Here is a 17,648-nt window from a genome sequence, read left to right on the forward strand (position 1 = left end):
CACTCTTCGTAGCGATGATACTCAACAATTCGAAGATATTAAATCAGAGATCAGCAAGGCTCGCGACGGTAACGAGCCGAGTAATGCCGAGACACTTCGCTTGATTATGCAGGCGTGGTCATCTGGACGCCGCCCCGTTTAGTATCCGTGAGCCTCTCCAACACGGTGTTCCAACCACCTAAGTCGCTCCTCAAGACGTTCCGGCCTTTCATCTATTTCTTCTTCTAGATCATCGAGTCTGTCTGGGATCTCATATCGAACTTGAGCAGCAATATGTGGTGCTCCTGATTTCTTAGTGAAGTAGTGTGTTCCGTCGATAACTTTCACATCAACCCAGTCTTCGAATAGAAGATCTTGGAGTCTATCAAAGACCAGAGACTGTCTAAACTTGTTTTGAGCTTGGTCATTCCTCTCAACGAATTCCGGAAATACTATTGAGTTGTTATCTTCGAGATGCTCTGTTATTTCGGCGACCGAGTATGCCTTATCGTCATTCCTCCGTAGACGATTCACAACTTCAATTCTTAGCCAGTCGATGTAGCTTCCTCCTTCCCACTTGTCTGAATCAATATCAATTGGCATACTGACCAGTACAGACTGATTAATTATATGTTTTCTGGGTAGTAATTTTTCGCTCAGCAGACAGTGACTTTTGACATTAATTGACAGCCATATTTTGTCTGTTATTTAACATATAGTGCGTTTTTGCTCATTTTGCAATGGCCTATGATGTAACGGCTGGCTTCGATAAGCTGGCTGATCAGCAGTTCATGATGGACGCCGGCGCGGTCGGCGGCGGGGTCCTCGTGGGAGAATCGCTCGGATACGTCGCCGACGGTCACCAGGTCGCCGGCTTCAACACCCCCGCCGAACTCGGCGGCGTCGCCGTGATCGCTGGCGCCGAATACGCGCCGATGATCGACGGTCGGACGAAGCGACACATGCAGGTCGGCGGCGGCGTTGCCCTCCTGCTCGCGCTCATGGAGCGCTTTGGCGTTCGCGACGCCCTGACTGAGGTGTTCGCCTGATGGTCGACGTGTACATCTCGAACGGCGACGCTGCCGATGAGGTCGTGAAACACACCAACGCGTCGGGCATCGAGCGGGCGACGCCGATCGCCGAGATCGACCCGGACCGCGGCACCTTCATCCGGCTCCTGAATCAGGTCGACCGCGGCTCCGAGGTCGGGATCCCGATCTACATGAAGCTCCGTGACTCGAACGGAGACCCGCTCCCGACGAACACGCGGATGAAGTTCGAGATCCGCCGGGCCGGCGACGACGACACCCACAAGGTGAGCGAGCAGGTCGAGCAGATCTCGTTCTGGAACCAGAACGACCTCACGACCCAGCGCGACGTGGACAACATCGACAACGCGAAGGTCGTGCTGGAGTACCCCGAGGCGGCCTCCAACACCGGCGCGGCGCCGTTCCACGACGTGCGGGACATCGACGCGTTCTACGTGGCGGTCGAGTCGGCCGCCGAGATCGACTGGTCGCAGTCGGAGTTCTACGTCGACAACGCCGCCGTGAAGGAGGGTTCGCGGTAGATGTCCGACGTGATGGACCGGCTGCAGGAGGCGAGTCGTCGGAACACGACGCTCTCGCCCCGGCAGTTCGAGACGGAGACCAACTCGCAGGGGTCGCTCTCCGAGATCGCGACGCTCGTGGCCGACACGGCGCTCGCGCTCCGGAGCGGCCGGAGCAACCCGCTCCGGGTCGCGATCCCCGCTTACGAGTCGTTCACCACGGCCGGAGACGGGAGCGATCAGACGTTCACCGTGACGCACGATCTCGTCGAGTGTCCGGACACGCAGGACGTGGCGGTCTGGTTCGACGGCGACTATCAGGGGTCGCCGCAGTCGATCGACCACGACGCAAACGAGTTCACCGTTTCCGGGCCGGGATCGGCCGTCACCGTTCACGCCTACTACATCAGCGGGAAGGCGGCCACGTTCCAGCTCCGGAAGAAGACGCCGAGCGCGAAGCAGTCGGCGAGCGCGAAGCTCTACGAGGCGAATCTCGGACTCGTGCATCAGGCGAACCAGTCCGAGCAGCCGGAGTTCCTCTCGCTCGACGAGTCGCCCCTGGAGCGCTTCATCGCGAGCGACATGGAGCTGACCGCTCGGATCAAGGCACCGTATCAGGTCCGCTGGACCGACCCGGACGGGGACGAGACGGAGCCGACGAACGTGCTCCTGCAGGCTCCCGCCCAGAAGGCCAACGGCGAGATCGAAGGGCTCAGGTCGGCCGTCAGCGCCGACATGGGCCGGTAGCGAGGTTCGACCATGTCCGATTTTTCGACGACGACAGTCAACGGCGACCCGTGGCAGAGCACGTCCATGAGCGACGGCCCCGTAACGACGACGGGGTCCGAGTCGAACCGAACGACCGCGCTGGAGACCAGTACCGAAGTAGTGAACATCGAGTCGCCGATCGCGGCGTGGCTTGAGAGTTCGAAGTGGTCGCGCGAGGATCTGCGACTGCTGACGGACATCATCGGCGCAATCGGGACGCTCGGGTTCCTCTACCTCGCGCTAAACGGGGTGAGCGCCTGATGGGATCGACTAGTAACACCAAGACCGAGAAGCTCGACGAGACGGAGATCGGCCGGCTCAGGAGCGAGGTACTGGGGGACGAAGACGATGAATAGCGTCCCTGAACCTGCTGAAGACGACCGCCCCCTCAACCAGCCCGAGACGGTCACGCTCGAGCCGGGTGAGAGAGCGACAGTCGCCTACGAGACGAAACAGCGGACCGGCGGCGGGTTCGTGCTGCCGATCCTCGCGATCTCGAAGCACCCCGAGAGCGTCTATAAGGCGACTGTCGACGACTCGGAAGTGATCTATCCCGAATCGGCCGTCCCGCCGACGGACATCGACGACAAGGCGATCACGTTCGCCCCGGCCTACTCGTTCAGCCAGTCACTCACCTGCGAGGTGACGAACCTCAGCGACGCGAGGCGCCGGTACACCGTGCAGCCAATCGGCTTCGAGAAGACCGGAGGAGGTGAATAATGGGGCTTGACACTAACACGGAGGTCCAACAGATCCGGAAGGTGCAGAACGAGCAGGGCGATCAGGTCTCTCCGGCCACGGAGAAACAGCAGATGGAGATCGCCGACAGAGTCGGGAACCACGACGGCCTCACGCAGATCGAGGTGACGACCAGCGGGACCGATCCCGAGGCGCTCCCAGCTCGCGACGTACCGGACGGCGTCGAGGTGCTAGTGGAGTACCGCGAGGCGAACAGCGGGAACGTCTACGTCGGGGACGAGAACACGCAACTCTCGGCACTCGCGCAGATCGGCGACGGCCGCCAGTTCCCCGTCACGGACACGTCGCTGATCTACATCCGCACGCCGACCGCTGGCGACGGTGTGATCGTCACGTTCGAGGTGGCTGAATGACCGGGATCGCCTCGGGCGGTGGCGGCGGATACGACTACGTAGAGTCGTTCTTCCCCGACGACGCAGAGGAGGGCGAGAGCCTGTATCACCTGACTGAAGACGCGGCCTTCGTCTACACCGGAACCGAGTGGACCGAGCAGACCGTCACCGAGCACGGGCAACTCTCGGGCGTCTCCGAGGGCGACCACCGCACCGATCAGCAGGTGTCGGACCTCGCCCCCGTCCAAAACCGATACACCGACAGCGAGGCGTCGAACGCGGCGCCCGTGCAGACGGTGAACGGGCGGGACGGCGACGTTACCGGACTGTTCGAGGCGAGCAACTACACGCCCGAAGCAGACACGCACGATCCGGTTCCCAGCGGTGTGATAACGATGTGGTCCGGCTCGACGGGCGACGTGCCGAGCGGGTGGACCCTCTGCGACGGGAGCGACGGCACCCCCGACCTCCGCGACCGTTTCGTGGCGGGTGCTGGGGGCCAGTACGCGGCGGGTGATACGGGCGGATCCGATTCGGTCCAACTCACCGAGTCAGAGATGCCTTCACACACACACGGCACGAACGCCGTTAGCCCCGGTGGTGGAGGTACAAACTACGGCACGGAATTCTCGCAGGACCACGACCCAGCAAATATAGAAGATACAGGTGGGGATGAACCCCACGAGAACCGCCCGCCGTTCTACGCGCTGGCGTTCATCATGAAGGTCTAAACCATGATAAACAACACTCACACGACCGGCGGCGAACCGGGCGGCACGACCAGCGAGCGGGACGGAGGGGCGGCATGATCGCTGACGTGACCTCGGGCGGCGGCTCGACCGACGACGACGACACGGACGACGGCGACGTGGTCGACGGGGGGACGGTCAACCTCGCCGACGAGATCGAGGAGAACGAGGAGGAAGATGACGACGACGGAGGTTCGAGCAGCGGGTACGTCACGATCACCAACGACGGGACGGAGTCGACCGTCAACGACGCCGACAGCAGCGACGGCAGCGACGGGAGCGATACGTGGGGTGACGACAGCGACGGCAGCGACGGCGGCGACTCGTTCGACACCGACAGCAGCAGCGACAACGACGGCGACGACGGCGACTCGTGGACCGACAGCGGATCGGGCAGCGGGTACACGACGATCACGAACGATGGGACCGAGAGCACGGTCAACGACACCGAGCCGGTACAGGGAGACGACAGTAGCGACTACGAGGAGGCGGCCTCAGAAGGGATCTGGGGCGAGGGCGACGGCTCCGCCCCGGACAACGCAAGCGAGTCGACCAACGCCGACATGGAGGAGCAGATCGATGCCGCGCTCGCCGACCAGCGGGCGGCCTTCGAGGAGGACATCGGCGCGCTGATGGAGTCTCTGCCGGTGCCCGACCAACTCGGCGGGTCGTCGGGCGGCGGCGGGCTCTCGCCGGCTCTCGGCGCCGTGGCGCTGCTCGCGGTGGGCGGCGGGGCGCTCTACGTCACACAGGGAGGTAGCTGATGAGCGGAGCCCAGGGCGTGCAGGTAGAGGATGTCGATCTGCCCGATTCGCTGAATCCGGGTGACCGGGCAACGGCCCGGATCGACATGACGAACACGAGCAACTTCATCAACCCGTGGAACGCCAATCGCTGCAACGAGGGCAACAACTACGGGCTCCTCGCCGAGGGCGTGCTGGTCGGCCCGAACGGTGAGGAGCACGTCGGCGACACCGTGTGCGCCAAGCAGCACGACATCGCGGTGTCTTACGAGGCCACGTCGGAGGTGACCTTCGAGGCGCCGGAGAGCGACGGGACGCACCGGTACGAGGCGTATGTCCGGATGGCAGAGACCGGTGAGGAGTCGAGCCGGATCTCTGAGTCGGTCGACGTGTTCGCCGATGAGGAGGACGCGCCAGAGGAAGCGCCGGAGGACGATGAGGGCTCAGCGTGGCCCGGTGGGGGCTCCGGCGACGACGGCGGCGGCGTGAGCCTCTCGCTACTCGATGGGCTCTGGGAGATCGTGCCGACGTGGGGGTGGGGCCTCGGCGCGATCGTGCTCGCCGGGGTCGCCTACACCTACACCCGGCCGCTCTGGTCGATCGTCGGCGGGGTGATGCCGGCGTGATCGACGGCATCCTCTACCCGGCCGCAGCGACGATCACGGCTACATCGGGGCTCGCAACAGTAGCGTTCGTGGCGTCGATGTGGGAGCGACAGAAACGGCAGCATCGGGCGCTCTTCGGAGAGGAGGGCGTTGAGGCCCATGAGGGGCTACTGCAACGAGTCGCGGAACACCGGCAGGCACTCCGTGAGGGGGATCTGCTGTGATCGAACCGTTCACCTCCGCGATCGGCAACAACGCCACGACGCTGGCGATGGTGATGCTGGCGTACCTCGCTGGCGCGATGACGCCGGTCTACTTCGCGCAGGAACGGATGCGCGGGTTCGGCCGTGCGCTGGCGTCGCGGCTCCCCTACGAGCCGCCGCCGGGCGTCGAGGAGGGCGAGGCGATGGAAGCAGCGACGGATGAGGCCGCTGATGAGTGACCTCTTCGATCCCGAGTCGGAACCGGACGGGGACGCCCTCGCGCCGCACCACATGTACCTCGGGCTCATCATGCAACTAGTCGCCGCTGTCGGCGCGCTGTTCGCGTTCGCCTCGATATGGCCCTACTACCCAACTGTCGGAGCAGCAGCGACGCTAACGACCTTGGTGCTTGGAGGTCTCGGCTGGGTAGTTTCTATCGATGACGCGATTGAGCACGCAACCGTGCTCCCGACACCGTTTGATCAACTCTGGAAGCGGCTCGTTCACCCGATCGTTAAGCGGATCGAACAGCAGGAATAATGATGCGGTGAACCGAATGAAGACAGAATACTGATGTAAAAGTCATGTAATTAAAATCAGTATATATTATCAGTGATTGGTAAGTATGCATTAAGAACACAGTATTATATGACTTTACTGTAATAGTATCTTATGTCTCAAGATGATGAGGATACTCAATCACAAAGTGAGACTGACCCAGAATTAAAATCACCGTTGGGGATCGTCTGGGGCTTCATTAAGCTCTGTTGGATGATAATTAAGGGATTGCTCTTGATTTCCGCGCTATTAGTAGGTGGAGTTTTGCTCGTTGTGGCAGGTATCATGGGTACTGTTGGACCACTCCTGGTAATGGAGGGATTAAAAGTATTGTCACTAACCGACGACATTGCTTTGATGACTGATTATCAAATATTATATATTATAGCATTTGTCTTCTTTTTTGGGGGAATATTCATAGCGCACGATATAAGATCTGTATTAGAGACTATTGTAGGCAACTCTGCCGCAGAATCCATTGCTCCAATATTTGAGACTGGAGGATTTCTTCTCGCACTAGTTGGTGCACCGGTGTACCTCATTGCACTGCCATTGAGTGTCTATAATCTGGGAAATGTATTAAAAGAATTATTCCCAGAGTATTCCTGGTACATCTATGTAGCACAAATGATATTTGTTCTTTTAGTAGGGATGGCTCTTCTTGGCGATTCAGACTATGAGGGGTCCTCTTCTTCTGGATCTCAGAGCAGGGATCCAAACTATTCGAAGACATCAGCGTGGTATTTTTTCTACAAGTAATATCCAATAATTCGCGAAGACGCATAATTTTTAGAATTGTTACTGGCGATGCTGATGAACACCCCAATTATCAGTCTAAACGAACGCTTCCGTCCGCTCCTTCGTATGCTCACTCACGACCTCGTCGACGCCCTCCCGGTCGAGCATCGCCTTGTGCAGTGCCTCGCCGGTGATCATCAGCTCGCTCGTGCCGTCGGCCTGCTCGATCCCCTCGATCCACGCTTCACGTTCACCCGGTCGGAAGATTCCGCGATCGTCGAGGGCAGCGACCAACTCCTGCAGATCCGCGCGATAAGCGTCCTCCAGAGACATGTTTCACTTTTACTCAGCGCACAAGGCTTACATCTTTCTTTAAACACCCGCTCGGGAGAGATGTGCCGCCAAGTAGGACGCAGCAGACGATGGTTGAGCAGCGCGCGAAGGAGCTGGAGGATTTCCGGCGGATGCTGAGACCGGAGGCGCAGCAGGCCTTCGGCGAGGTGCTGGGAATGATGGGCGCCAACGCTGGCGCCGCTGACTACCTGGAGCCGGCGACGCCGCGGCGGGGGATGGATCTCTCGCTATACATCGAGGCGGAGCTGGAGCGCCAACGGTTGAGACAAGAGGTTGCCCGGTTGGAAGCCGAGATCGACCAGATCAAGGAGTACCTCGCCGGCGAGGCCGTCCCGCTGGAATAACTGACTGCTTCTCGCCGGTTTTGATGTAGCTCCACGTGAGAACTCTCAACGATGACCGGCTTCGACGACCTCACGGAACGCTACGAACGTTTCGTCGACGATCGCGACTGGGACCAGTTTCACACGCCGAAGAACCTCGCTGAGGCGATCAGCGTCGAAGCGAACGAGCTGCTGGAGGTCTTTCTGTGGCACGACAACCACCCCTCCGAGGAGGTCCGGTCTGATTCCGAAGTGCGAGCTCGCGTCAAGGAGGAGATCGCCGACGTGGTGATTTACTCGATCGCGATGGCGGACCAGTTCGACATTGACCTCGCCGAGGCCGTCGAGGAGAAGATGGCGGACAACGAGGAGCGCTTCGATGAGGAAACGGCCACGGAGATGACCGAGGATCTCAGTCGCTGGCAGCGGGACTAGCTAGAGCAGGTCGCTGAAGACTGATGCCGATTCGCTCGGGCCCTTGATCGCGTCATCGTCGACCCAGACCGTGTAGATGCCCTCGTTCTGGAGGTCTTTTAGGAAGCGCGCGTAGCCGTCGGTGGGGCGCTGGGACAGCACGAGGAACCGGAGCGGGTCGTCGTCGAGGTCGTCGAGTCGGAAGTCGCGGTAGCGGTACTCGGCGAGCTGCCCGATCGCGTATCGGATCTGGTCGCGTTCGTTGCCCTCGTGGATGTACTTCGCCTCTGCCAGCAGGTGCGTGTCGTCGCGAGTGGCGATCAGGTCGCTGTACTCGGTCTCTTCGACGGTGAACCCGCTGTCCCCGAGCGTCTCCTCAACCACGTCGAGGATGCGCTCGTGCTCCTGATTCTTCCGCTGGGTGTCGGCGGTGTCTCGGACGAAGCTGACCTCCGTCTCGTCGCCGGTCACCTCCAGGTCATCGGCGCCGCTCCGATCTCGTCGGGAGCCACTGGAGGATCCCCCGCTGCTGCCACTCTGGCCCGAGCTGGTGCTGGAACCGCCACCGCGTTCCTGACGAGTCCCCGAGTCAAGTCCGCCGGTATCCGTGGAACCGGGCTGACTCGTGACGAACTCGCCGTCGCTTTCGGAGGCGTGTGCCGCCGAGGGGGTGTCGCGCTCGTCGGCCTCTAGGTCCCGCAGACGGCCCTCAAGGAGCGGTCGGAGCTTTTGGATCTCCTTGACCTCGGACATGACCCCCATCGGATTGAACGAGTAGCCGGCGTCCTCGCGCATCTCTCCGAACGTGAGGATGTTTTCGGAGAGGGCATGGCACTCGTCGATGATCTGGGCCTCTTCCTTCTCAGAAACGGGGATGTTCTCAACGGCGTCGCTGTCGCCGAACCAGTACATCTCCTCGAAGTAGATCAGATACGGATAGTCTCGGCCGCCTTGCAGCTCCTCCAGCCAGACGGCTTCGTCTTTGGTGTCGAACCCGCCGACGACGCCGACGCCGATCACGCCGCCGCCAGCGTCGTTATCGTTGATGTACTCCGGCTTGGTGCCGTGGAAGAGGAACACGTCGCCTGCCGAGATGCTTTCCCACTTGCTTCGCTCTCCATCGGGAAGGCCCCAGAAGCCACGGTGAAACGTTGTAAGCCAGTGTTCGATTCGACCGGAGAACTTGTAGACGGGAGCGTTCAGGAGGTCAGATCGCATCAAGTAGAGTACAGTTGGAATCGGTGATAAATTGTGTCGTATAGAATGTATTCACTGCTGGTTGCTCTGACTCGAATTCTCAACATCGACCGCATCAGAGCTGTGTAAAAGTTCGGTGATTCCTTGTTGATGTTCGCCGCCAGTAACGAGAACGGCCTCATCATATTTCTCAGAGTGAGACCGAATTCGCTCTGCGATGTGCCTGTTTCTGGCATACTGATTCCCAGCTAAGAATGCTAGAAACAGACTGACACCGAATCCAAATAGAATAGTGAAAATAAGCAAATATTCATTCAATATCCCGGTGTACAGAACTATGAACCAGATTAGCCCCAGTGAAATCCAATTAGACATGCTCCAAAGCTTTGATTCATTCTGGATGAGCTCAAGAGCGGGGGCATCCGTCGGAACAATATCTGCTCCATATTCCATCTCAAGATGTTTTTCAATCTTCTTATCCTTCTCAAAAGCTAGTTGAACTGCTGGTAGAACGACCTTCCCCCATAGAATCATAGTACCAACCAACAGCGGCGCTAAGGCAAACGTACTAACGTATTCTCTTAGAGTAGGGCTCCTTACGGAATCTTCTGTAAATACCACATCTGGAGAAGAGACGTTCTGTTCAATTTCACTTATTCTCTGATCGATCTTTCTGCTGGCGTGCTTTCCTGAGTTAATGTACAATCTCATTTATTTTCCGCAAATAGAGAGGGATTCTCAATAGCAGCAGCCATAAGTTGTCGTATGGCCTCCGCACGGGTCATGTCCATTGGGACTTTCCCCTCGATTTGCGCTTTCTTTAGAGCTCGATCAAAGTCGTCGAGGAACTCGTCATTTACACGGGCTGTGACATTTGTAGATTCTTGATCCGGGTCGTAAGCACCGCTCATGTACCTTCTGTGAAGTTACTAACTCAATAATCTCTGGATTACAGTTTGTAATCTCCAAATCTCTGAGATGGAGAAAGTATTAAGTTATTCATCTCTCAACGTAAGGTCGCATGGCGCTATCAGTCAATGTGACCGTCAACATGCCGATGGAGATGGTCGACGACGTGACCGAACAAGCCGAAGAACACGGGATGAGCCGCGCTGAGTACATCCGCTTCCTGATCCGTCAGGCCGACGACTCTCCCTTCGCGGTCCCGGAGCAGTCGCTCACGACGACGGACGGCGAATCGAAGAAGGGCCCCGCGTGATGACCCAGACTAAAGAGACACCCTCAGGGCCCACCGAAGAAAACGCGAGCGACCGTAAAAAGCGTGCGGAGCAGGCCGCCACGTTCAGCGTTCCCGACGTGCGCAGACGGCCCGACGCCGTCGTCCGCGCCGTCGAACTGCGCACGACGCACGGAATGAGAACGGTCGAGATCCCCGTCTCGCCGCTCGCAACCGACACCGCCGCCGTCGACCTCGCACGGCGCCGCGCCGGGATCCCGCCCAGGGAGTTCAGAACGGGGGAGGTGCTGCCCGCGTGACCCGCGTCCACGTCGTCTGTCGCGACTGCGACTTCGAGCAGGTGAAGATCTCGAAGACGGTCGCCGCGAACGCTGCGCTCGACCACGAAGACGAGACCGGCCACGAGACCGAGTATGAGGTGGTCGCGAAGTGACGGACCTCGAACCGATCGAGCCGTCGGAGGCTGTCGACCTCTACCTGCGAGGCCGCGAGGACATCAGCGAGAACACCCGCGAGTCCCAGCTCTACGACCTTCGCGCCTTCGTCGCGTGGACCGACGAGGTGGGGCTCACGAACATGAACGAGCTGTCCGGCCGGGACCTCTACGAGTTCCGCGTCTGGCGCCGCGACGGCGGCTACTCCGGACAGGAGATCGCGACCGTCACGCTCCGGGGAACGCTCGCGACGATCCGCGCGTTCCTCCGCTTCTGCGCGACGATCGACGCCGTCGAGGAGGAACTCTGGGACAAGCTCCCGCTCCCGGTCGCCGACCGCGCCGATCAGGTGAGCGACAGCACGCTCGACCCGGATCGCGCCGTCGCGATTCTGGAACACCTGGACAAGTACGCATACGCCAGCCGCCGCCACGTCATCCTCCTGCTGCTGTGGCATACGGGATGCCGGTCGGGCGCGATCCGCGGCCTCGATCTCGGCGATCTCGACCTCGAAGGAACCCGCGCCCGAGGTGAGGGGCCGGCGATCCACTTCGTCCACCGGCCGGACACCGGCACGCCCCTCAAGAACAAGGGTCCCGGCACGCGCTGGAACGCGATCAGTCACGAGGTGGCGACCGTACTCCGCGACTACATCGACGGCCCGCGGAAGGACACGACCGACGAACACGGCCGACGGCCGCTCCTGTCGACCAAGCACGGGCGCATCAGCTCGTCGTCGATCAGGAGCAACCTCTACCGGGTGACTCGGCCCTGCTGGCGCGGAGAGCCGTGCCCTCACGACGAGGACCCGGACACCTGCGACTTCACCGAGACCGGCCACATGAGCCGCTGTCCGTCCGCACGGTCACCCCACGACGTGCGGAGTGGGAGGGTCACGGCGTATCGGCGAGCGAACGTGAAACGCGATCTGGTCGAGGACCGGCTCAACGCGAGCGACGACGTTCTCGACAAGCACTACGATCGACGCAGCGAGCGCGAGAAAGCGGCGCAGCGACGGAGGTACTTCGACATATGAACCGACAAGCACCACAACGGTCAGCGACGGGTAGCGACGGCAGAGATCATGCGTTCGGGGAGGGCGGACTGAACCTCAGCAACCGTGAGCGACAGCGAGCGGTTGCTGTCTGTGAGGGATAACCGACCCGAATTGGGCACGGAAGTCGCAGCACGCGAACCGAGTGAGCGTGACCGTCTTCCGGAGTTCAATTCGGGGAGGGCGGACTTCTGTTGCGAACAACGTGAGCAGCCAGAAGTCTCACGGACCGAATTGAGCAGACGAGTCACAGCCCGGACCGGCGAGCGAAGCGAGCCGCACGCCCGGACTGTCTCGGCGAGTTCAATTCGGGGAGGCCGGACTCCTTTATAACCGATCCGTGACCGACTGTAGCCGACTACTGCCAGTCGCGGTCGACCTGAAACGGTTCCAGTTCGGCGTAGTACGATCCGGTCAATCGCCCGATTGCGTCGATCTTCCGGACGTCTATTTTCCCGTCGGTCAGGAGTGCGTCGTCGACGTGGATCAGTTCGATACGTCCGAAGACGACGGTGTGATCGCCGATAGAGAGCGTGTCGTGAAGCGTACACTCCATGGTCGCCTTGGCGGCGGCGACGAGCGGCACGTCGACGGTGTCAGCCTCCCGCCGTGCTAACCCGACGAGGTCGAACTCGTCCGTTTCGCCGTCGACGCTCTGGCTGGTCCGGTCCATCTGTTCGACCAAGTCAGAAGTGACCAAGTTGAGACCGAACGCCTCCGTTTCGAGGACGTTCTGCGTCGAATCCTTCTGGATCCCTTCGGCTCGGTCCTCGGCCGAGAACATCACGATCGGCGGCTCCGCCTCGATGATTCCCATGTAGAAACTGTACGGAGCGAGGTTGTCGACGCCGGCGGCGCTCCGCGTCGAGACCCACCCGATAGGGCGAGGGACGATGATGCTCGTTAAGAGCCGGTACATGTCGTCGACGGACTCGTCCGGGTCGATGTCCATTGGTGTGTATCCAAGTATGGGCTGTATAAGCATTCTCGCGGCTGCCCGACACGACCGCGCCGCTCGCCGCGATCAGAGTATAGTCGACGATACAGTCCCTGAGAGAGAGATTGAAAATCGCCACCGGCGTTTCGTCCGTCGATTAGCGTCCGAAAGAGCGGCGTAAAACCGGCAAAAACATCCCCGATATATTACATACGTGTTTAATATTCATTGCGATAGATGATTAAGAATGTCTGTAGGACAGGAGCTACTCGACGTGCCGTTCCCCGAGATGATCGCGAGCATGGGGCAGGGGATCGCGGACGCGCAGAACCAGTTGGACATGAACTCGGTCGAGGTCGCGAAGATCCTCGCCGACACGGAGATCGAGGTCGTCCCGGCGATCACGCGGACGATCGACACGAACGGCGACGTCACCTACGAGGAGGCGACCCCGATGGACGTCTCGCTGCTGCAGGCCGGGCTGTTCCCGACCTTCTACCAGTTCTCGGAGGCCGTCATCGAGGTCGAAATGGACATCAAGACGACCACCGAACGCGAGACGAACATCGACGTGAGCGCCGAGGCACACGCGGGATTCGGGCTGTGGGGCGGGAGCATCCAGACCGACGTGAGCCACAACCGGAAGTTCGGCAAGGAGGTCCACGGGACGAGCAAGCTGAAGACCACGATGGTCCCGGTTCCGGAGCCGCCGTACCTCTTCCCCGAGGTCGAGACCGTCGACATGCGACAGACCGAGGACGACGAAGAGGAGACGGAGTGACCGACCCCGCCGCGCTCCACGCGTGCGTCTCCGCGGAGACCCGCACGACCGACGGGAGCCGGCATCGTTGAGACCCATGCCATTACGAGCACACCACCGACCACCGCGCAGTACCGCTCCGGTTCGAACGACACGAACGGCCGCGGACCTCCCGTTCGACGACCTCGTCTACCTGCTGGCCGCGGGCGTCGCCGACGCCCAGACCGCGCTCGACGCGCGGACCGCCGAGACGGCGGCGTCGCTCGCGGAGACCGAACTCGAAGTCGTCCCGTCGATCACGAAAACGATCGACGCCGACGGCGAGGTGACCACGGAGACGGCGCCGACGGAGAGCCGATCCCTGCTGGAACTCGGGATCACGCCCGCTTGGTACCGGTTCAGCGAGACGACGATCGAAGTCGAACTCGACGTCAGCGTGACCGACCGTACCGACCGCGCCGACCACACCGACCGCGCCGACCGCACGACCGAATTCCGGGCGGACACGGGGTCGGTGATCGATCGGCGACGGTTCGGCCGGGAAGCCGGCGCGAACGCCCGATTGGCCGCGCGTCTCGAACCGACGCCGATTCCGGTGCGAACTGATTCGCGGCCGGGAGCCGACGAGCCACGCGGAGGCGAGCGTGCCGACTGACGAGTGGCTCGCGCGACCGCTCAAGGAGTTCATCCGGACGGTCGCGTTCTCGGTCGCGGAGGGCCAAGAGGAACTCGACCGGCGGTCGATGGCGGTCCAGCGCGAGATCGACCGCGATATCGAGGACGGCAGCCTCGCGTACGACCTCGACGCGTCGTGGCTGCGGTTCGCCGACGTCGAAGCGGACCTGGAGATGACGCTCTCGATCGAGGGCCGGGAGATCCGCGACCCGGAGACCAACGAGATCCGCGGATACAAGCCGGTCGTGAGCGCCGTCCCGCTGAACCACCGCACCGCGGACGAGTACGACCTGGACGCCGAGATCGCCAGCGAGGTGCGGCTCCGCATCGCTCCCGTCCCGCCGGAGTCCCGGAGCCGATGAGCGAACGCGATCGCTTCGCGTTCGACGCCGACGCGACCCGGTTCGCCGAGACGTTCCAGCTCGAGGAGATCCCCCAGCTCGACGTCGACAAGTTCGAGACGATCGAGCGGGCGGCGGTCGAACGGCTGATCACCGAACAGCAGGCGTCGCTCGTCCGCCTGCAGACCGACATGCTGGACGTTCGAAGCGAGCGGACCGCCCTCGAACGGCAGCTCTCGAAGACCGAGGCGGAGCGCGAGACGCTTCGAGAGCGAGTCGGAGAGCTGGAGGCCCAGCGGCCGGCGGTGGAGCCGAAGCGGGTCTTCTCGAACCTCGGCGCGGCGCTCAAAGAGGTCGACGACGACCTGGCGAGCGAGCGCTACCGCGTCGACGACGTGGACTTCACGCTCAAGACCAACGTGATCCAGACCGACGAAGGGATCCGGATGCACCTGCCGTCGCTGGACGAATCGTCGGTGTCGGCGAACCTCAGCGAGGTCTCGTTCCGACTGCGCGCGCCGCGCGGGGAGCCGGCAGAGGCCGGGCCGACGTACACCGACGTGCCGGATCTGCGGGGGCAGCCGCGCGAGGTCGCGGCGCGCCGGCTCGCCGCGGCCGACCTGACCGTCGGGACGGTCGAGCGCGTCGCCGACCCGGAGGCCGCACCGGGCACCGTCGTCGAGCAGTTCCCCGAGCCCTACGCCGTCGCCGAACCCGGGTCGCCCGTCGACCTCGTGCTCTCCGAGGCGTCGGAGGACGAACCGGAGACGACGGAGAGTGAGCCGGAAACACCGGAGGACGAACCGGAGACGACGAGCGAGGCGCCCGCGGAACCGAAGACGCCGGGCGAGTCCGAGCCGGAACCGTCTCCGGAATCGGACGCCCAGTCGGGAGGCGAGGGCGACGACCAGTCCGACGCGCCCGATCCCGACGACGAACGAGCCCGCATGGAGGCGTTCAGACGGGCAGTCATCGACGTCGATCCCGAGAACGGGGAGGCGGTCGTCGAACGGCTCCGCCGCGCCGGCGTCACCGACCTCGAATCGCTGGTCAACCTGGACTCCGAGAAGATCGCCGCCGAACTGTCTCTTCCGGTCGAGCAGATCGTCGCGCTCCAGAAACGACTCGGCGGTCACGGCGAGCCGATCGCGCTCGAGGAGGTGTCCGGTATCGGCCCGACGTACGCGAGTCGCCTCCGTGAGAAGGGCGTCCGAAACGTCTCACAGCTCGCGGCGCTCGACCCGCAGACCGTCGCCGAAATCACTCTGGCATCGACGAGCAGGGCAGAGGGCTGGATCGAGCAGGCGGCCCGAATGGCGGCGGACCGATGAGCGCCCCGGGCCGCGGCGGCCAGACGACCGTCGCGGAGCGGTTCGGCGCCTCCATCGAGGTCGCCGGACCGGACCCCGAGGCGGAGGGGTTCTTCTTCGTGAAACGGGCGGAGACGGTCGACCACGAGGCGTTCGTCACCGGCCTGCTCGGGCTGGTGGGGACGACGGGGCGACTGGTGCTCCACCACCGGTCGGGATTCGCGATCGTTCGCCTCCCGCACGGGCGCGCTCGGCGGCTGGGGCAGCTCCCGTGGATCGACGCCGTCGGCGGCGTCCGGTTCGATCCGGAACGGTTCGCGGCGATGACGGGTGCTCCCGTGACGTGACAGGTGCTCCCGTGACGTGACAGGTGCTCCCGTGGCCTGACGGGCGCTCTCGTGGCCTGACGGGCGCCCCTCGATTCTCAACTCGATTATTCGCACAACAGCGTATTTATTCCCCGAATGCATTTCTCCAGACATGACTCTCGTCGTGGTCCCGGTCCGATTCCCGCCGTCGTCGCACTCCGCGGCGACGCTGCGGGAGGCCGCCCGCGTCGCCGAAGAGCGCGACGCGGACCTCACCGTCCTCCACGTTGACCTGTATCAGAGCTCGGGCGGGGTCTCTCGCGGCGACCTGAAACGCGCGGTCGAAGAGCGGATCGGGTCGCTGGACCGCGCGCGATACGTCGTCCGCCGCGGGTTCCTCGTCGAGGAGACCATCCTCGAAGAGATCGTCGCCGAGGGCGCCGACGTGGTCGTCATCGGCTCGAAGCAGGCCGGGCGCTGGCGCCGTATGGTCCAGAAGCTCCTCTCGGACCCCGACATCGACGCGTACCTCCGGAACGAGCTCGACTGCACCGTGGTCACGGTCGACGCCGACGGCGACATCACGACCAACGAGGCCGGCGACGGCGCCGACGACGCCGCACCCATTCCCGACGACGGCGCCAACGACTGACCTGGCTCAGGCGTTTCCGTCGGTGCCCGCGACCGCGTCCCGACGCTCGTACTCGATGACGGTCGCGACGCGGTCGGCGAGCCCGGCGCCGAACTCCCGCTCGACGAGGTACAGCGCGAGGTCGATCCCCGAGGTGACCCCGCCGGCGGTGAGCAGGTCCCCGTCGTCGACGACGCGCGCGTCCACGACCGTCGCGCCCGACTCTCGGAGCTCGTCGATCGCGGAGGCGTGGGTGACCGCGCGCCGGCCGCCGGTGACGCCCGCCGCCGCGAGCAGCATCGCGCCGGTACAGACCGCGGCGGTCCGGACGCCGGCGGCGTGGTACTCGCCGAGCGCGCGCGGCACGTCGCCCTTCTGCGCCTCCGCCCACGCGCTCGCCGCCTCGTCGCGCGCGGTCCAGCCCCCGCCGGGGACGACGAGCAGGTCTGGGGCCTCGTCGCCGTCCGGCTCCGGGAGCACGCCGTCGACGCCGACCCGCGTCCCGTGGCTCGCAGTCACCCGGTCGCGCTCGTCGAGGGTGACGTACCGGACGCGACCCGGCCGCTCGGCGGACTCGGCGTCGTCGCCCGCTCCGTCGCCCGCCGCCTCCGCGGCGTAGCCCAGCGCGTAGTCGAACACCTCGTAGGGCCCGACCGCGTCGAGCTCGTCGAACCCGTCGTACAGCAGTATGTCGACGTTCACTGTCGGGGGCGTACGCGTCCGGTCGTC

The 17,648-nt window shown here is 62.7% G+C and carries 32 protein-coding genes; 25 read left to right on the top strand and 7 right to left on the bottom strand.

The window, feature by feature from the left end:
• Window positions 1–138: 138 nt before the first annotated feature.
• Window positions 139–582 carry a hypothetical protein gene (locus C469_RS16950; RefSeq protein ID WP_147587330.1) on the bottom strand — a complete coding sequence of 148 codons (444 nt, stop codon included), beginning with the start codon at window positions 580–582 and terminating at the stop codon, window positions 139–141.
• Window positions 583–719: 137 nt separating this feature from the next.
• Between C469_RS16950 and C469_RS15300 the strand changes: the two genes are divergently transcribed.
• The 13 genes from C469_RS15300 to C469_RS16955 all read left to right on the top strand — a co-directional run bounded on the left by C469_RS15300 (window position 720) and on the right by C469_RS16955 (window position 7,004).
• Window positions 720–1,028: a hypothetical protein gene (locus C469_RS15300; RefSeq protein WP_147587331.1), complete on the top strand. Its 309-nt coding sequence runs from the start codon at window positions 720–722 to the stop codon at window positions 1,026–1,028.
• Window positions 1,028–1,549, top strand: a complete 522-nt coding sequence (locus tag C469_RS15305) for a hypothetical protein (protein WP_008008226.1) — start codon at window positions 1,028–1,030, stop codon at window positions 1,547–1,549. The genes C469_RS15300 and C469_RS15305 overlap by 1 nt, the downstream gene beginning before the upstream one ends.
• On the top strand, window positions 1,550–2,275 hold the full coding sequence (locus C469_RS15310) for a hypothetical protein (protein WP_008008227.1): 726 nt from the start codon (window positions 1,550–1,552) through the stop codon (window positions 2,273–2,275).
• A gap of 12 nt (window positions 2,276–2,287) precedes the next feature.
• Complete coding sequence (locus C469_RS15315) at window positions 2,288–2,557, top strand: hypothetical protein (protein WP_008008228.1); 270 nt, start codon at window positions 2,288–2,290, stop codon at window positions 2,555–2,557.
• Window positions 2,558–2,644: 87 nt separating this feature from the next.
• Entirely contained in the window at window positions 2,645–3,016 is a 372-nt protein-coding gene (locus tag C469_RS15320; RefSeq protein ID WP_008008229.1) for a hypothetical protein, read from the top strand.
• The gene (locus C469_RS15325) at window positions 3,016–3,408 is read left to right on the top strand and encodes a hypothetical protein (RefSeq protein WP_008008230.1); all 393 of its coding nucleotides are present in this window, start codon (window positions 3,016–3,018) and stop codon (window positions 3,406–3,408) included. Before C469_RS15320 ends, C469_RS15325 begins: the two co-directional genes overlap by 1 nt.
• Complete coding sequence (locus C469_RS15330) at window positions 3,405–4,118, top strand: hypothetical protein (protein WP_008008231.1); 714 nt, start codon at window positions 3,405–3,407, stop codon at window positions 4,116–4,118. The genes C469_RS15325 and C469_RS15330 overlap by 4 nt, the downstream gene beginning before the upstream one ends.
• Before the next feature lie 74 nt (window positions 4,119–4,192).
• A complete protein-coding gene (locus C469_RS15335) occupies window positions 4,193–4,900 on the top strand; it encodes a hypothetical protein (RefSeq protein ID WP_008008233.1) in 708 nt (235 codons plus the stop codon).
• The gene (locus tag C469_RS15340; RefSeq protein WP_049911474.1) at window positions 4,900–5,505 is read left to right on the top strand and encodes a hypothetical protein; all 606 of its coding nucleotides are present in this window, start codon (window positions 4,900–4,902) and stop codon (window positions 5,503–5,505) included. The genes C469_RS15335 and C469_RS15340 overlap by 1 nt, the downstream gene beginning before the upstream one ends.
• Window positions 5,502–5,708 carry a hypothetical protein gene (locus tag C469_RS15345; RefSeq protein ID WP_008008237.1) on the top strand — a complete coding sequence of 69 codons (207 nt, stop codon included), beginning with the start codon at window positions 5,502–5,504 and terminating at the stop codon, window positions 5,706–5,708. The genes C469_RS15340 and C469_RS15345 overlap by 4 nt, the downstream gene beginning before the upstream one ends.
• Window positions 5,705–5,926 (top strand): hypothetical protein, encoded by a 222-nt coding sequence (locus C469_RS15350; RefSeq protein ID WP_008008239.1) that lies wholly within the window; start codon window positions 5,705–5,707, stop codon window positions 5,924–5,926. The genes C469_RS15345 and C469_RS15350 overlap by 4 nt, the downstream gene beginning before the upstream one ends.
• Complete coding sequence (locus C469_RS15355; protein ID WP_008008240.1) at window positions 5,919–6,227, top strand: hypothetical protein; 309 nt, start codon at window positions 5,919–5,921, stop codon at window positions 6,225–6,227. The genes C469_RS15350 and C469_RS15355 overlap by 8 nt, the downstream gene beginning before the upstream one ends.
• A gap of 132 nt (window positions 6,228–6,359) precedes the next feature.
• A complete protein-coding gene (locus C469_RS16955) occupies window positions 6,360–7,004 on the top strand; it encodes a hypothetical protein (protein ID WP_147587332.1) in 645 nt (214 codons plus the stop codon).
• Between the two features lie 75 nt (window positions 7,005–7,079).
• Here the strand turns inward: C469_RS16955 and C469_RS15360 are convergent, their stop codons facing one another.
• Complete coding sequence (locus C469_RS15360; RefSeq protein ID WP_008008242.1) at window positions 7,080–7,316, bottom strand: hypothetical protein; 237 nt, start codon at window positions 7,314–7,316, stop codon at window positions 7,080–7,082.
• 89 nt (window positions 7,317–7,405) lie between these two features.
• Between C469_RS15360 and C469_RS15365 the strand changes: the two genes are divergently transcribed.
• Window positions 7,406–7,681 carry a hypothetical protein gene (locus C469_RS15365; protein ID WP_008008243.1) on the top strand — a complete coding sequence of 92 codons (276 nt, stop codon included), beginning with the start codon at window positions 7,406–7,408 and terminating at the stop codon, window positions 7,679–7,681.
• Between the two features lie 51 nt (window positions 7,682–7,732).
• Window positions 7,733–8,095 (top strand): nucleotide pyrophosphohydrolase, encoded by a 363-nt coding sequence (locus C469_RS15370; protein ID WP_008008244.1) that lies wholly within the window; start codon window positions 7,733–7,735, stop codon window positions 8,093–8,095.
• Here the strand turns inward: C469_RS15370 and C469_RS15375 are convergent, their stop codons facing one another.
• Genes C469_RS15375 through C469_RS16515 form a run of 3 tightly spaced genes read right to left on the bottom strand, consistent with a single transcriptional unit; the run spans window position 8,096 to window position 10,182 of the window.
• Entirely contained in the window at window positions 8,096–9,292 is a 1,197-nt protein-coding gene (locus C469_RS15375; protein ID WP_008008245.1) for a hypothetical protein, read from the bottom strand.
• Window positions 9,293–9,343: 51 nt separating this feature from the next.
• Complete coding sequence (locus C469_RS16960) at window positions 9,344–9,982, bottom strand: hypothetical protein (protein ID WP_147587333.1); 639 nt, start codon at window positions 9,980–9,982, stop codon at window positions 9,344–9,346.
• Window positions 9,979–10,182 carry a hypothetical protein gene (locus C469_RS16515; RefSeq protein ID WP_082230165.1) on the bottom strand — a complete coding sequence of 68 codons (204 nt, stop codon included), beginning with the start codon at window positions 10,180–10,182 and terminating at the stop codon, window positions 9,979–9,981. Before C469_RS16515 ends, C469_RS16960 begins: the two co-directional genes overlap by 4 nt.
• Before the next feature lie 110 nt (window positions 10,183–10,292).
• Between C469_RS16515 and C469_RS15380 the strand changes: the two genes are divergently transcribed.
• From C469_RS15380 to C469_RS15390, 4 genes are read left to right on the top strand one after another with little or no spacing between them, the layout of a single operon-like run.
• Window positions 10,293–10,490, top strand: a complete 198-nt coding sequence (locus C469_RS15380) for a ribbon-helix-helix domain-containing protein (protein ID WP_049911475.1) — start codon at window positions 10,293–10,295, stop codon at window positions 10,488–10,490.
• Window positions 10,487–10,768 carry a hypothetical protein gene (locus C469_RS16965; RefSeq protein ID WP_147587334.1) on the top strand — a complete coding sequence of 94 codons (282 nt, stop codon included), beginning with the start codon at window positions 10,487–10,489 and terminating at the stop codon, window positions 10,766–10,768. The genes C469_RS15380 and C469_RS16965 overlap by 4 nt, the downstream gene beginning before the upstream one ends.
• Window positions 10,765–10,902, top strand: a complete 138-nt coding sequence (locus tag C469_RS17070) for a DUF7542 family protein (RefSeq protein ID WP_160163072.1) — start codon at window positions 10,765–10,767, stop codon at window positions 10,900–10,902. The genes C469_RS16965 and C469_RS17070 overlap by 4 nt, the downstream gene beginning before the upstream one ends.
• A complete protein-coding gene (locus C469_RS15390) occupies window positions 10,899–11,939 on the top strand; it encodes a tyrosine-type recombinase/integrase (protein ID WP_008008252.1) in 1,041 nt (346 codons plus the stop codon). Before C469_RS17070 ends, C469_RS15390 begins: the two co-directional genes overlap by 4 nt.
• A gap of 376 nt (window positions 11,940–12,315) precedes the next feature.
• Here the strand turns inward: C469_RS15390 and C469_RS15395 are convergent, their stop codons facing one another.
• On the bottom strand, window positions 12,316–12,909 hold the full coding sequence (locus C469_RS15395; RefSeq protein WP_008008254.1) for a flavin reductase family protein: 594 nt from the start codon (window positions 12,907–12,909) through the stop codon (window positions 12,316–12,318).
• Between the two features lie 232 nt (window positions 12,910–13,141).
• Between C469_RS15395 and C469_RS15400 the strand changes: the two genes are divergently transcribed.
• The 6 genes from C469_RS15400 (at window position 13,142) to C469_RS15425 (ending at window position 16,940) form a co-directional block, all read left to right on the top strand.
• Window positions 13,142–13,675, top strand: a complete 534-nt coding sequence (locus tag C469_RS15400; protein ID WP_049911477.1) for a hypothetical protein — start codon at window positions 13,142–13,144, stop codon at window positions 13,673–13,675.
• Between the two features lie 76 nt (window positions 13,676–13,751).
• Window positions 13,752–14,309, top strand: a complete 558-nt coding sequence (locus C469_RS15405; protein ID WP_008008258.1) for a hypothetical protein — start codon at window positions 13,752–13,754, stop codon at window positions 14,307–14,309.
• Entirely contained in the window at window positions 14,299–14,691 is a 393-nt protein-coding gene (locus C469_RS15410; protein WP_008008259.1) for a hypothetical protein, read from the top strand. The genes C469_RS15405 and C469_RS15410 overlap by 11 nt, the downstream gene beginning before the upstream one ends.
• Window positions 14,688–16,001, top strand: a complete 1,314-nt coding sequence (locus C469_RS15415; protein ID WP_008008261.1) for a PASTA domain-containing protein — start codon at window positions 14,688–14,690, stop codon at window positions 15,999–16,001. Before C469_RS15410 ends, C469_RS15415 begins: the two co-directional genes overlap by 4 nt.
• On the top strand, window positions 15,998–16,327 hold the full coding sequence (locus C469_RS15420) for a hypothetical protein (RefSeq protein ID WP_008008262.1): 330 nt from the start codon (window positions 15,998–16,000) through the stop codon (window positions 16,325–16,327). The genes C469_RS15415 and C469_RS15420 overlap by 4 nt, the downstream gene beginning before the upstream one ends.
• Window positions 16,328–16,460: 133 nt before the next feature.
• Window positions 16,461–16,940 (top strand): universal stress protein, encoded by a 480-nt coding sequence (locus tag C469_RS15425; RefSeq protein ID WP_008008264.1) that lies wholly within the window; start codon window positions 16,461–16,463, stop codon window positions 16,938–16,940.
• A 6-nt stretch (window positions 16,941–16,946) separates the two neighbouring features.
• Here C469_RS15425 and C469_RS15430 read toward each other — a convergent pair whose 3' ends face one another.
• Window positions 16,947–17,621: a DJ-1/PfpI family protein gene (locus tag C469_RS15430; RefSeq protein WP_008008266.1), complete on the bottom strand. Its 675-nt coding sequence runs from the start codon at window positions 17,619–17,621 to the stop codon at window positions 16,947–16,949.
• Between the last annotated feature and the right edge of the window lie 27 nt (window positions 17,622–17,648).

It is taken from the genome of Halorubrum lipolyticum DSM 21995, from assembly GCF_000337375.1.
Classification (GTDB): Archaea; Halobacteriota; Halobacteria; order Halobacteriales; family Haloferacaceae; genus Halorubrum; species Halorubrum lipolyticum.

What these genes read in the sequence shown, in the direction of transcription:
- C469_RS16950 (WP_147587330.1), bottom strand. Translation starts at nt 582, where the DNA reads ATGCCAATTGATATTGATTCAGACAAGTGGGAAGGAGGAAGCTACATC.
- C469_RS15300 (WP_147587331.1), top strand. Translation starts at nt 720, where the DNA reads ATGGCCTATGATGTAACGGCTGGCTTCGATAAGCTGGCTGATCAGCAG.
- C469_RS15305 (WP_008008226.1), top strand. Translation starts at nt 1,028, where the DNA reads ATGGTCGACGTGTACATCTCGAACGGCGACGCTGCCGATGAGGTCGTG.
- C469_RS15310 (WP_008008227.1), top strand. Translation starts at nt 1,550, where the DNA reads ATGTCCGACGTGATGGACCGGCTGCAGGAGGCGAGTCGTCGGAACACG.
- C469_RS15315 (WP_008008228.1), top strand. Translation starts at nt 2,288, where the DNA reads ATGTCCGATTTTTCGACGACGACAGTCAACGGCGACCCGTGGCAGAGC.
- C469_RS15320 (WP_008008229.1), top strand. Translation starts at nt 2,645, where the DNA reads ATGAATAGCGTCCCTGAACCTGCTGAAGACGACCGCCCCCTCAACCAG.
- C469_RS15325 (WP_008008230.1), top strand. Translation starts at nt 3,016, where the DNA reads ATGGGGCTTGACACTAACACGGAGGTCCAACAGATCCGGAAGGTGCAG.
- C469_RS15330 (WP_008008231.1), top strand. Translation starts at nt 3,405, where the DNA reads ATGACCGGGATCGCCTCGGGCGGTGGCGGCGGATACGACTACGTAGAG.
- C469_RS15335 (WP_008008233.1), top strand. Translation starts at nt 4,193, where the DNA reads ATGATCGCTGACGTGACCTCGGGCGGCGGCTCGACCGACGACGACGAC.
- C469_RS15340 (WP_049911474.1), top strand. Translation starts at nt 4,900, where the DNA reads ATGAGCGGAGCCCAGGGCGTGCAGGTAGAGGATGTCGATCTGCCCGAT.
- C469_RS15355 (WP_008008240.1), top strand. Translation starts at nt 5,919, where the DNA reads ATGAGTGACCTCTTCGATCCCGAGTCGGAACCGGACGGGGACGCCCTC.
- C469_RS16955 (WP_147587332.1), top strand. Translation starts at nt 6,360, where the DNA reads ATGTCTCAAGATGATGAGGATACTCAATCACAAAGTGAGACTGACCCA.
- C469_RS15360 (WP_008008242.1), bottom strand. Translation starts at nt 7,316, where the DNA reads ATGTCTCTGGAGGACGCTTATCGCGCGGATCTGCAGGAGTTGGTCGCT.
- C469_RS15365 (WP_008008243.1), top strand. Translation starts at nt 7,406, where the DNA reads ATGGTTGAGCAGCGCGCGAAGGAGCTGGAGGATTTCCGGCGGATGCTG.
- C469_RS15370 (WP_008008244.1), top strand. Translation starts at nt 7,733, where the DNA reads ATGACCGGCTTCGACGACCTCACGGAACGCTACGAACGTTTCGTCGAC.
- C469_RS15375 (WP_008008245.1), bottom strand. Translation starts at nt 9,292, where the DNA reads ATGCGATCTGACCTCCTGAACGCTCCCGTCTACAAGTTCTCCGGTCGA.
- C469_RS16960 (WP_147587333.1), bottom strand. Translation starts at nt 9,982, where the DNA reads ATGAGATTGTACATTAACTCAGGAAAGCACGCCAGCAGAAAGATCGAT.
- C469_RS16515 (WP_082230165.1), bottom strand. Translation starts at nt 10,182, where the DNA reads ATGAGCGGTGCTTACGACCCGGATCAAGAATCTACAAATGTCACAGCC.
- C469_RS15380 (WP_049911475.1), top strand. Translation starts at nt 10,293, where the DNA reads ATGGCGCTATCAGTCAATGTGACCGTCAACATGCCGATGGAGATGGTC.
- C469_RS15395 (WP_008008254.1), bottom strand. Translation starts at nt 12,909, where the DNA reads ATGGACATCGACCCGGACGAGTCCGTCGACGACATGTACCGGCTCTTA.
- C469_RS15400 (WP_049911477.1), top strand. Translation starts at nt 13,142, where the DNA reads ATGTCTGTAGGACAGGAGCTACTCGACGTGCCGTTCCCCGAGATGATC.
- C469_RS15405 (WP_008008258.1), top strand. Translation starts at nt 13,752, where the DNA reads ATGCCATTACGAGCACACCACCGACCACCGCGCAGTACCGCTCCGGTT.
- C469_RS15415 (WP_008008261.1), top strand. Translation starts at nt 14,688, where the DNA reads ATGAGCGAACGCGATCGCTTCGCGTTCGACGCCGACGCGACCCGGTTC.
- C469_RS15420 (WP_008008262.1), top strand. Translation starts at nt 15,998, where the DNA reads ATGAGCGCCCCGGGCCGCGGCGGCCAGACGACCGTCGCGGAGCGGTTC.
- C469_RS15425 (WP_008008264.1), top strand. Translation starts at nt 16,461, where the DNA reads ATGACTCTCGTCGTGGTCCCGGTCCGATTCCCGCCGTCGTCGCACTCC.